Origin of the sequence: Kitasatospora sp. NPDC004799, assembly GCF_040609095.1 — a bacterium.
Taxonomy (GTDB): domain Bacteria; phylum Actinomycetota; class Actinomycetes; order Streptomycetales; family Streptomycetaceae; genus Kitasatospora.
In genome coordinates this window covers 1-10,664 of the sequence record NZ_JBEXJK010000284.1, presented here as the reverse complement: position 1 = coordinate 10,664, position 10,664 = coordinate 1, and the positions used below count along the sequence as shown (strand labels likewise).

Here is a 10,664-nt window from a genome sequence, read left to right as displayed (position 1 = left end):
CCACGCACGACCGGGCCGCGGCCGGCCCCCGCCGGCCCACAACCGTCAACCCCGGCAAAACCGACTCACACTGGTCGGGGTGGGGCACGGCGCCGGGCCCCACTCCCCACTCCTGGTGGTTCACGGGACTGTTGGGCTATCGCGGGGTTCAGGGGGCATCCGGGGAATCGGGAGCGGCGAGGGCGTCGGGGGTGGCGGTGGCGGCGGGGGCCTCCGGGAGGTCGAGCTCGGCCCAGACGGTCTTGGAGTTGGGGTGGCGCGGGATGGTGCCCCAGCGGTGGCAGAGGGCGTTGATGAGGGTGAGGCCGTGCCCGGTCTGGGCGTTGGGGGTGTGGACGGTGGGGAGGACGGGGAGCTTGTCACCACGGGGGTCGCTGATCTCGATGCGGAGGGTGGTGCCCCGGCGCACGGAGGTGGTGAGCGAGAGGTGAAACTCGAACCCGCGCCCCGCAACGCGTCCGTGCGTGATCGCGTTCGCGGCGAGCTCCGCGACGATCAGGAGAGCGCAGTGGAACGGCTCGGTGTGGGTGTAGTGCAGCCCCCAGTCGGTGAGTTGACGTCGCGCCAGACGCCGACAGGTGGCCGCGCCCTTGGGGGTGGCGGCGAGGAGGGTGGTGTGGGACCGGGGGTTGTCGAGGGGGATTTCGGTCGTCATGGGAGATAAGCGTGGCGGGATGGACGTACGCTGACCAGGCATCCGGCAAGCACGGAGAGTGCCTGTACGGGTGCGGACAGCCTTTTGTTTCGTGGCTCAATCACAGACGGGGTGGTCGCGATGAGTGCGGCACGCAGGAGCGACTCGGGTGACGTGGCACGGACGGAACTGCCGGAGGACCTGACGGAGGTCTCGGACTTCTTCCGTGCGATCGGGAAGCAGATCAAGCTCCTACGGGAGCAGGCCGGACTGACACAGAAGCAGCTCGGCGAGATCGTCGGCTACGGAGAACAGTTGATCAGCGCGGTGGAGCGCGGAGTACGAACCCCGCAGCCGGAGTTGTTGATCGCGGTGGACAAGGCGCTCAACGCCGGCGGCCTGCTGGCCATCGCGGCGGATGACGTGATGAAGGCTCGAGCGAAGGCGCGGTTGCGCCACCCGGCGTGGTTTCGAGGCTATGTGAGCCTGGAGGACGTGTCGGTCGAGACGCACAACTACGCCACACTCGACATCCCCGGGCTGCTTCAGACCGAAGCTCACGCACGCGCGGTCTATGACATGAGGCAGCCTCCTCTGGCTGAGGAGGTGATCGAAATGCGAGTGGCAGCGCGAATGGCGCGCCAGGAGGTGCTGACCCGGTGGCCACGGGGAATGTTCAGCTGGGTGATCGACGAGAGCGTCCTGCGCAGGCCGCTCGGTGGCTGGGACGTGCATACCGCTCAGCTCCACCGGCTCCTGGAGGTCGGCCGGATGCGCGGCATGGTCATCCAGGTGCTGCCGTTGAACAGAACCGAGCACGCCGGGATGGGTGGGCCGTTCATTCTGATCACCCCCAAAGGTCGGCCCCAGCAGGGCTACGTCGAGGTGCAGACGAGCAGTAGGCTGATCACCGATCCGGACGAGGTCCAGATTCTGAACGCGCGCTACAACATCCTTCGGGCTCAGGCTTACGGTCCCGAGGAGTCCCTGGCCTTGATCGAGAAGATCCTGGGAGAACGATGAGCACCGAGCCGGCATGGTTCAAGAGCAGCTACAGCGGCAACGAGGGCGGCGAGTGCATCGAGGTCGCTGAGACCCCCGGCACCGTCCACGTCCGCGACTCCAAGGACAAGAGCGGCCCCCAGCTGGCCTTCGAGCCGGCCGCGTGGGCAGCGTTCGTGACGTTCGCCGCCACCACCGAGGTCTGACCGACCGGACCTCCTCTCAACGGCCCACCGCCTTCCCGGCGGCGGGCCGTTGGCGTACCGTCACCAGCATGGAACTGGCCTGGTTCAAGAGCAGCCACAGCAGCAACGAGGGCGGCGAGTGCATCGAGGTCGCCTGGCGCAAGAGCAGCTACTGCAACGACAAGGAGTTCGCCTGCGTCGAGGTCGCTGAGACCCCCGGCACCGTCCACGTCCGCGACTCCAAGGACAAGAGCGGCCCCCAGCTCACCTTCTCCCCCGACGCCTGGCAGGCGTTCGTCGCCTTCGCCGCCACCGCCGACACCCACTGATCCCCGCACAGATTCACCGTGTACGGCTCTCGGCCAGCAGGCACACGTACGAACGCCCCCCGCCCTGCGGGCGCGGCTGCTCCACCCGCGCCGTCACCGTGAACCCGGCCCCCTCCAGCAGCTCGACCAGGCGTGCCACCGGAACCAGGTACGAGGCGTACGACACCGAATGGCCGTACGCCTGCGTGTGGTCCAGCCGGACGTCACCGGCGTGACCGCCGAGCAGCAGGTGGCCGCCGGGTGCCAGCACGCGGTGGAACTCGGCGAAGAGCGCGGGCAGTTGATCCGCCGGCGTGTGGTGGACGGAGTACCAGGCGAGGAGGCCACCGAGCGTCCCGTCAGGAACACCGAGGTCGCCCATCGCGCCCTGAAGGAAACGGAGTTGAGGATAGGAGCGGCGGGCGAGCGCGACCATCTCGCCCGACACGTCCACGCCGAAGGCCGACAGGCCCAGCCTCGCCAGGTACGCCGTCACCCGACCCGGCCCGCAGCCGAGGTCCGCGACCTCGCCGCCGCCCGACTCCCGGACCAGCTCCGCGAAGGCGGCGAGCATCGCCCGGGACACCGGGTCCAGGCGCTCCGGCGGGACGACGAGGCGGAGGTAGTCGGCGGCGACGGTGTCGTACGACGCGCGGACGGCGGCGAGGTGCGCGGGCTCGGTCATCGGGCCAACTTGGCGGCCTTCGCGGCGCGTTCGGCGAAGACCTTCTCCCGCCGGTCGGCGGCCTGCTTGAGCATCCGCTTGCGGTCGCGGGCGGAGAGGCGGTCGATGTAGAGGCCGCCGTTCAGGTGGTCGGTCTCGTGCTGGAGGCAGCGGGCGAAGTAGCCGGTGCCCTCGATCACGACGGGGTCGCCGAACTGGTCGACGCCGCGCACCACGGTGCGGGCCGGGCGGGCGAGTTTGGTGTTGGCGCCGGGGACGGAGAGGCAGCCCTCGGTCTCCTCGATCAGCGCGCGGCCGGGCTCCTGCTCGTCGACCACCGGGTTGAGGACGTGGCCGGTGTGCCGGACGCCGTCGTCGTCGGGGCAGTCGTAGACGAACAGGCGCAGGTCGACGTCCACCTGGTTGGCGGCGAGGCCGCAGCCGTCGGCCACCGCCATGGTGACGAACATGTCGTCGATGAGCCGGGCCAGGCGCTCGCTGCCGAAGTCCTCCTCGGTCGCCGTCCGGCAGGTGCGGCTCAGGATCTCCTCCCCCACCTCGGTGATCCGCAGGACGGTCGGGGGTTCGCGCAGCTCGGACACGGGCGCTCCTTCGCGGGGACGGGCTTGCCGTCAGGCGGGCTTGCCGTCGGATGGGCTTGCCGTCGGATGGACTTGCTGTCGACTTTGCAAAGTAGCAGACTTTGCAAAGTGACCGAAGACCTCGTCAGAACCGGCTCCCTCCCCGAGCACGCCGTCCGCACCGCGCTGCTGGAGCTGCTCGCCGAGCTCGGCACCGTCACCTCCACCGAGGCCGCCGCCCGGCTCGGCCTCAGCTCGGGGCTGTGCTCGTTCCACCTGCGGCAGCTGGCCCGGTACGGGCTGATCGAGGAGGCTCCGGCCGTCGACGGGCGGGCCCGGCCGTGGCGGCTGCCGACGGCCCGACCGACCGTCGGCGAGGCCGGGGCCGAGGCGGAGGCCGAGGCGGAGGCCGAGGCGGAGTTCGGCGACCTGGCGCGCGGCCTGGAGGACGAGAGTTACCAGCGCTGGCTCGCCCGACGCGCCGAGGCCCCGGCCGAGTGGCAGCAGGACGAGGCGTTCAGCTCCGTCGTCTACCTGACCCCCGCCGAGCTGACCGCCGTCGGCGAGGCCGTCCGCCAGGTCCTGGCCCGCTACCGGGACCGCGAGGCCGACCCGGCCGCCCGGCCCGCCGGGGCCCGCCCGGTCGCCGCCGTCGCCCGGCTCTTCCCGCTCCTCGACCAGGAGGCCTGACAGTAGGCCTGGCGGCCGGTCCGATCGTCAGACGGTGTGCGAACGCGCCCGCGCCGCCCGTACCAGCGGCCCGGCGACCAGCCCCAGCGCCGCTCCCAGGGCGACCCCCTGCACCCCGTCCCAGACGTCCTGCACGTCGCAGGCCCGCCCGATCACCGGCAGCGCGTAGTGCAGCGCCGACACCGCGAACGGCAGCGCCGCCGCCCCCAGCAGCGCCACGGCCGCCCGCCGCCGGGTGCCCGCCAGCGCGGCCGCGAAGCCGACCGGGGCGAAGGTCGCCAACTTCAGCTCGATGTGCCGCACGTGCAGCAGCTCGTACGGCGAGCGCGGCCGGCCGCCCTCCACGCTGCAGTGCCGGACGGCACCCTCCGAGAGCCGGAACGCCTCCGGCAGCAGCGTCGCCACGACCACCCCGCCGAGCCCGAGCAGCAGCAGGAAGCCCACCACCCAGTGGGCCCGCAGCAACCGCCCCACCGGCCGGTTCCACAGGGCCGCGGGCACCAGCGAGAGCAGCAGCCCGGGCCAGAACATCGGCATCCCGCCGAGCACCGCACTGATCACGCCTCAAACGGACGCCCCACACCGCCGCCCGGTTCTCGCCCGACACGGGAAAGGTGGCGGGCTGTCACCGACCGGTCGCGGCGCCGCCCCGGCCCGGGCCCGCGCACGGACCACCGGGGCACGATCGCCCTCCGATGCCGGGGCCGCACCTCACGACCCGCTCGGGCGCCGGAGCCGTGGCGTCGGCGGACGGGGAGACGGCAGGCGGGGAGATGGGAGACCTGCGCGCCAGAGGAGAGGAACGAGCGAACCAGGCGACCAAGGGCGCGGGGCCGGACGGAAGGCCGGGCGGCAGCCAATGGCACGGGGGCCGAGGGAGGGTGAGCCAGGCAGTCGGGCGGCCGGGGGCCGGGAGGAAAACCAGGCGGCCAAGGGCCAGGGCGGAAGGCCGAGCAGCCGAGCAGACGGGGGTCCGGGCAGGCGGAAAGACCGGGCCGCCGAGGGAGGGGTGGGCCAGGCAGGCGACCGGCCGGGAGCCAGGCAGAAAGCCCAGTGGCCGAGGATCGGGGCCGGTCAGAAAGCCAGGCGGCCAAGGGCCAGGGCGGAACGCCAGCGGCCCGGAAGCCAGGCCAGCCGAGGGCGGGCGGGCCGGACAGCCGGACAGCCGAGGCCCAGATGGAAGGCCGAGCAGCCGAGCAGACGGGGGTCCGGGCAGGCGGAAGACCGGGCAGCCGAGGGAGGGGGGGCCAGGCAGGCGACCGCCCGGGAGCCAGGCGGAAGGCCGAGCGGCCGAAGAGCCCAGCGGCCAAGGACCGGGGCCAGGCGGCCGAGGACCGGGCCCGGGCAGAAAGCCAGGCGGCCAAGAGCCGGGCGGAACGCCGGCGGCCGGGGAGCCGGGAGCGGGAACGGACGGCCGGGAGTCGGGCAGCCGAAGGTCCGGGGCCGGGACGGACGGTCAGCGAACGGGACGCCGTCACGGGCCCCCGGCCGCCCGTGGTCGGCATCGCCCCAGGGCTACCGGCACCCGAGCAGAACGCTCGACGGCCGGGGCCCGTCGCCCGGCCCGCCGCAGCCCCGCCCGCCACCGAGCGGCCCGACGACGGGCTCAGTGCGGGATCGAGGAGATCAGGTCCTGCGCGCCCTGGCGCTTGAGGGCCAGGGCCACCGAGGTGCCGAGGTCCTCCGGGGTGAGGGCGCCCGCCCACTCGTGGGCGTCCAGGACCTGCTTGCCGTCCGGGGTGAAGACCCGGCCGCGCAGGGAGAGGCGGCCGTCCCGTTCGGCGCGGGCGTAGCCGGCGATCGGGCTGTTGCAGTGGCCCTGGAGCGCGTGCAGGAACATCCGCTCGGCCGCCGCCTCGCGCCAGGTGTCGTGGTGGCCGAGGCCGGTGACCGCCTCGATGGTCGCGGTGTCGCCCTCGCGGCACTGCAGGACGAGGATGCCGGCGCCGATCGGCGGGCACATCGCCTCGATGCCGAGCACCTCGGTGGCCCGCGCCCGCTCGCCGATCCGCTCCAGGCCGGAGACGGCGAGCAGCAGCGCGTCGACCACCCCGGCGTCCAGCTTGGCGAGCCGGCTGTTGGCGTTGCCGCGGATCGGGACGCACTCCAGGTGCGGGTGGGAGGCGGCGAGTTGGGCGATCCGGCGGACGGAGGAGGTGCCGATCCGGGTGCCGGGCGGGAGGGCGGCCAGCGGCAGGCCGCCGGGGTGGACGAGGGCGTCGCGGATGTCGTCGCGGCGCAGGTAGGCGGCGAATACGGTGCCCGCCGGGAGCGGGCGGTCCGCGGGCACGTCCTTGAGGCAGTGGACGGCGACGTCGGCCTCCCCGGCGAGCAGCGCGGCGTCGACCTCCTTGGTGAACGCGCCCTTGCCGCCGAGCTGGGCGAGATCACCCGTCCAGCGGTCGCCCGAGGTGGTGACGGGCACCACCTCGGTGCGCAGGCCCGGGTGCAGGGCGGCGAGTTCGGTGCGGACCCGCTCGACCTGGGCGAGCGCCATGGGTGAGGAGCGGGAGACGATGCGGATCAGCTCAGCGGTGGCCATGGCGCGATGATAGGTCTCCTCACAGCGGGGATTGAGCAGGAGTCAGCGGAGTGACGCACGCGGCAGACGGTTCGGCAAGCTGGAACAAGGCCGACGGCCGGTCGGGGTGCCCGACCGGCCGTCCGTCCGTCACCGCCGCGCGGCGCGGTCACTCGTTGTGCAGCACCTCGGCGATCGGCAGCCGGGCCGCCGAACGGGCCGGGACGAGCGCGCCGAGGACGGCGATCACGACGCCCGCGAGGGCGAGGCCGGTCAGCAGCGGGGCGCTCCAGACGTCGATCGTCGCCTCCGGGAAGACGATCGTCCCGACGTTCTCGGTGATCAGCCGGTGGGCCACCACCCCGACCGGGATGCCGACGATCCCGCTGACCGCGCCCTGCCAGGCCACCGAGGTGACCGTCATCGCCACCACCTGCCGGGGTGTCATGCCGATCGACTTCAGCATGCCGAGGTCCCGGCGGCGCTCGCGGACGGTGAGCAGCAGGGTGTTGAAGACCCCCAGCGAGGCGACCACCGACAGCAGCACCGTGAAGATCGTGGTGAAGGCGATGACGGCGGCGATCGGCCCACCGACTTCGGGCGCGAACACCGAGGGCGAGAGGCTCGGGTCGGCGTCCGCGACCGCCTTCCGGTAGGCCTCGGCGTCGGCGCCCTCGGCGAGCCTCACGTCGTACTCGACCACGTGGGGGTCGTCGGTGAGCGCGGCCCTGGTGGCGTCGTTGGAGGCGAACGCCCGGGCGTTGCCCTCGGACTCCTCGCCGACGACGGTGACGGGCAGCTGCCGGCCGTCCAGGAGCAGGGTGAGCCTGTCGCCGACCTTGAGCCCGTGCTGCCGGAGGAAGGACGGCCCGGCCTCGATCTCGCCCGGGCCGGTCGCCGGGCGGCCGTCCACCACGTCGAGCCGCTTGGAGTCGACGAGGTCGTCGCCGCCGTAGAAGTTCGCGAACACGGACTGGGTGTGGCCGAGCAGCCCGACCTGGACCAGCCCGCGCGTGCTGACCCGTTCGGCGCCGGGGGCGGCGTGCAGCACCGTCTCGGTCTGGGCCGGGGTGAGCTTCGGCTCGATCCCGCTGTCGCCGAAGTGGGCGGTCTTCACGTTGACGTGGGTGTGGCCGTCGGTGTGGTCCACCAGTCTGGTCAGGGTGGTGCTCAGACCGGCCGTCATCGTCACGGTGACCACGCCGAGCACGATCGCCGCCATGGTGAGCGCGGCGCGGGCGGGGCGGGCGAAGGGCTGGCCGAGGCCGAGGCTGACGGCGCGCGGCAGCCGGGTGCCGCTCAGCCACCGCTGGACCTTCAGCCCGCGGCCGTTGCGCGGCGCGCTGCCGGCCGAGATGGCCTGGGCGGCGGAGAGCCGGTGGGCGCGGGACGCCGGGACGAGCGCGGCGAGGACGACCAGCAGCGGGACGCCGACCAGGGTGGCGAGCGGCAGCCAGCCGGCCGGCCGGATCTCGGCGGTGCCGGTGACGATGCCGGAGAACGCGGCGCCGAGGATCGGGAAGGACGCCACCCAACCGGCCGCCGTACCGAGGACGGTACCGGCGGCGGCGGGCACCGAGACCATGGTCAGGTAGACCGTCACCACCTGGCGCGGAGTGAAGCCGATGGACTTCAGCACGCCGATGTGCCGGTAGCCGGAGACGACCGCGCCGCTCACCACGTTGCCGACGATCAGTGCGGAGACGACCAGGCCGAGCACGCCGAAGGCCGTCATCAGCGGGAGGTAGGCGTCCGCGCCCGCCGAGAAGGCCTGCTTGAGCACCAGGTACGACTGGACGCTGACGGCGGCGTCCTCGGGCAGGCCCTCGGTGGCGGTGGCCAGGGCGGCGGTGAGCCGCTGCTCGTCGGCGGCGTCGGTGAAGCGGTAGAGCATCTGCCGGGCGGTGGGGTGCAGGGCGGCGGCCTGTTCTGGGGTGGTCCAGCCGCCGGCGCTCTGGCTCATGCTGGTGGCGAAGCCGACGACGGTGAGCTGCCGGCCGTCGCCGACGGGGATCGGGGAGCCGAGGAACCGGTCCGCCGCCGCCCCGAACGGCTGGTTGACGACCACCTCGCCGGGGGCGGTGGCCCAGCGGCCGGCCAGCAGTTCCACCCGGTCCACCGGCCCCGCCGGGTCGGCCCGGCCGACCAGGGTCAGCGGTCCGGGCGGGCGGCCGAGCCAGTCGGTGGTCATCTCCACCATGACCTGGTCGAAGGGGCCGGCGGCCGCCTCGACGCCCGGCCGGTGGGCGGTGGCGGCCAGTTGCCCGGCGGAGGCCCCGGCCGGGTCGAAGGCCGCCACGACGTGGGCTCCGCGCTGCGCGCCGAAGGCCGCGTCGAAGGGGGCCCGGGCGGCGCTGATCACCGCGAGGGCGAGCAGGACGGTCGTGGTGGCGCAGAAGACGACCAGGCCGATCACGACGGTCTGCACGCGACGGCGCTTGACCGCCGCCCGGGAGGCCCGCCACACCGCCCCGGTCACGACTGCGGCTCCAGCGTCCGCTCGTTCGCCACGCGTCCGTCCGCGACCTCGACCAGCCGGCTCGCGCAGCGGGTGGCCAGGTCGGGGTCGTGGGTGACGATCAGCAGGGTCTGCCCGATCTGGTTGAGGTCGATCAGGAGGTCCATCACCTGTTCGCCCGAGCGGCTGTCCAGCGCGCCGGTGGGCTCGTCGGCGAGCAGCAGGGCCGGGCGGTTCATCAGGGCCCGGGCCACCGCGACGCGCTGGCGCTCGCCGCCGCTGAGCGCCGCCGGGTAGACGTCCTTGCGGTGGGAGACGCCGAGTTCGTCCAGCAGCTCCAGGGCCCGGCGGCGGGCCTGGCGGGCACCGGTGCCGGTGAGCTGGGCGGCCAGGGCGACGTTGTCGAGGGCGGGGAGGTCGTCGATCAGGTTGAAGAACTGGAAGATCATGCCGATGTGGCGGCGGCGGAACAGGGCCAGGCCGTTCTCGTTCAGCCGTCCGAGGTCCTGGCCCTGCACCCGGACGGTGCCGGCGGTGGGCCGGTCCAGCCCGGCCACCATGTTCAGCAGGGTGGACTTGCCGCACCCCGAGGGGCCCATCACGGCGACCGCCTCGCCGGCGCGGATCCGCAGGTCGAGGCCGTCGAGCGCCTTGGCGTCGCCGAACTCCTTGTGGACCCCGGACAGCTCGACGACGATCTGCTCGTCGCCCGGCCGGGTGGTCCCGTCGTGGTCGTTGCTCATGGTGGACGACGGTAGGCGCGGGGCCGTCACCGGCACGTCCCACCCCGGGTGTAACCGAGGGCGGCCGTCGTACCCGGGATGTACGGGGGCGGCACCCCCGGATGATGTGGATCATGCCGTGACCTGGGAAGCTGACGTCGTGTGGGCAACAGGGTGGGAGTGGGCGGCCGTCGCGACGGCCGGTGCGGCGAGCGCGGCGGCCGGCTGGCTGGCGGTGGCGCTCGCCCGGGCGCGGCGGCAGCACCGGGCGGCCATCGGCGAGCGCGGCTGGCTGCTGGAACGGGAGCGGGAGAGCGCCGCCCGCACGGCCGTGGACGCCGAACGGGCGCGGATCGCCGCCGAGTTGCACGACATCGTGAGCCACAACGTGAGCCTGATGGTGGTGCAGGCCGGGGCCGCGCGCGAGGTGCTGGCCACCATGCCGCGGGAGGCGGCGGCCTCGATGGCCGCGGTCGAGGCGGCCGGGCGGGACGCGATGACCGAACTGCGGCACCTGCTCGGCCTGCTCGCCCCCGCCGCGGACGGCGGCGAGGAGCCGGCCGCGGACGGGTTCGCGCCGCAGCCCAGCCTGGGCCGGCTGAGCCCGCTGATCGACCGGTTCGCCTTCGCCGGGCTGCCGGTCGAGGTGCGGATCTCCGGCGAGCCGAGGCCGTTGCCCGGCGGCATCGACGTGACGGCGTACCGGATCGTCCAGGAGGCGCTGACCAACGCGCTCAAGCACGGGGACGGGGTGACGGCGGAGGTGACGGTGCGCTACGCGGACCACTACCTGCGGGTGGAGGTGCTCAACAGCGGCCCGAGCGTGCTCTCCGGCGCGGCGCCCGCCCCCGCGCGGGAGCGGGCGGACGGCGCCGGGCGCGGGCTGCTCGGCCTGCGCG

The 10,664-nt window shown here is 73.7% G+C and carries 12 protein-coding genes; 5 read left to right on the top strand and 7 right to left on the bottom strand.

Going from position 1 to position 10,664, the window contains the following annotated elements:
• Positions 1 to 148: 148 nt before the first annotated feature.
• Positions 149 to 655, bottom strand: a complete 507-nt coding sequence (locus tag ABZW03_RS28755; protein WP_355264368.1) for an ATP-binding protein — start codon at positions 653 to 655, stop codon at positions 149 to 151.
• A 153-nt stretch (positions 656 to 808) separates the two neighbouring features.
• Between ABZW03_RS28755 and ABZW03_RS28750 the strand changes: the two genes are divergently transcribed.
• From ABZW03_RS28750 to ABZW03_RS28740, 3 genes are all read left to right on the top strand, one after another.
• The gene (locus ABZW03_RS28750) at positions 809 to 1,657 is read left to right on the top strand and encodes a helix-turn-helix transcriptional regulator (RefSeq protein WP_355264365.1); all 849 of its coding nucleotides are present in this window, start codon (positions 809 to 811) and stop codon (positions 1,655 to 1,657) included.
• Complete coding sequence (locus tag ABZW03_RS28745; RefSeq protein WP_355264362.1) at positions 1,654 to 1,842, top strand: DUF397 domain-containing protein; 189 nt, start codon at positions 1,654 to 1,656, stop codon at positions 1,840 to 1,842. The genes ABZW03_RS28750 and ABZW03_RS28745 overlap by 4 nt, the downstream gene beginning before the upstream one ends.
• A 68-nt stretch (positions 1,843 to 1,910) precedes the next feature.
• Positions 1,911 to 2,150, top strand: coding sequence for a DUF397 domain-containing protein (locus ABZW03_RS28740; protein WP_355264359.1), 240 nt, complete (start codon positions 1,911 to 1,913; stop codon positions 2,148 to 2,150).
• A 13-nt stretch (positions 2,151 to 2,163) separates the two neighbouring features.
• Here the strand turns inward: ABZW03_RS28740 and ABZW03_RS28735 are convergent, their stop codons facing one another.
• Both ABZW03_RS28735 and def read right to left on the bottom strand, forming a co-directional pair.
• Entirely contained in the window at positions 2,164 to 2,814 is a 651-nt protein-coding gene (locus tag ABZW03_RS28735) for a methyltransferase domain-containing protein (protein WP_355264356.1), read from the bottom strand.
• Positions 2,811 to 3,395 carry a peptide deformylase gene (def, locus tag ABZW03_RS28730; protein ID WP_355264353.1) on the bottom strand — a complete coding sequence of 195 codons (585 nt, stop codon included), beginning with the start codon at positions 3,393 to 3,395 and terminating at the stop codon, positions 2,811 to 2,813. The genes ABZW03_RS28735 and def overlap by 4 nt, the downstream gene beginning before the upstream one ends.
• 108 nt (positions 3,396 to 3,503) lie before the next feature.
• Here def and ABZW03_RS28725 point away from each other — a divergent pair, with 108 nt between their 5' ends.
• Complete coding sequence (locus tag ABZW03_RS28725; protein WP_355264351.1) at positions 3,504 to 4,064, top strand: helix-turn-helix domain-containing protein; 561 nt, start codon at positions 3,504 to 3,506, stop codon at positions 4,062 to 4,064.
• Between the two features lie 27 nt (positions 4,065 to 4,091).
• On the opposite strand, the gene ABZW03_RS28720 is transcribed toward ABZW03_RS28725, so the two are convergent.
• The 4 genes from ABZW03_RS28720 to ABZW03_RS28705 form a co-directional block, all read right to left on the bottom strand.
• Positions 4,092 to 4,625, bottom strand: a complete 534-nt coding sequence (locus ABZW03_RS28720; protein ID WP_355264348.1) for a hypothetical protein — start codon at positions 4,623 to 4,625, stop codon at positions 4,092 to 4,094.
• A gap of 1,045 nt (positions 4,626 to 5,670) precedes the next feature.
• Positions 5,671 to 6,606, bottom strand: coding sequence for a hydroxymethylbilane synthase (hemC, locus tag ABZW03_RS28715; RefSeq protein ID WP_355264345.1), 936 nt, complete (start codon positions 6,604 to 6,606; stop codon positions 5,671 to 5,673).
• 148 nt (positions 6,607 to 6,754) lie between these two features.
• Positions 6,755 to 9,064, bottom strand: coding sequence for an FtsX-like permease family protein (locus tag ABZW03_RS28710; protein WP_355264342.1), 2,310 nt, complete (start codon positions 9,062 to 9,064; stop codon positions 6,755 to 6,757).
• On the bottom strand, positions 9,061 to 9,786 hold the full coding sequence (locus ABZW03_RS28705) for an ABC transporter ATP-binding protein (RefSeq protein WP_355264339.1): 726 nt from the start codon (positions 9,784 to 9,786) through the stop codon (positions 9,061 to 9,063). The genes ABZW03_RS28710 and ABZW03_RS28705 overlap by 4 nt, the downstream gene beginning before the upstream one ends.
• Before the next feature lie 118 nt (positions 9,787 to 9,904).
• Here ABZW03_RS28705 and ABZW03_RS28700 point away from each other — a divergent pair.
• A partial coding sequence (locus ABZW03_RS28700) for a histidine kinase (RefSeq protein ID WP_355264336.1) occupies positions 9,905 to 10,664 on the top strand: 760 nt, incomplete at its 3' end.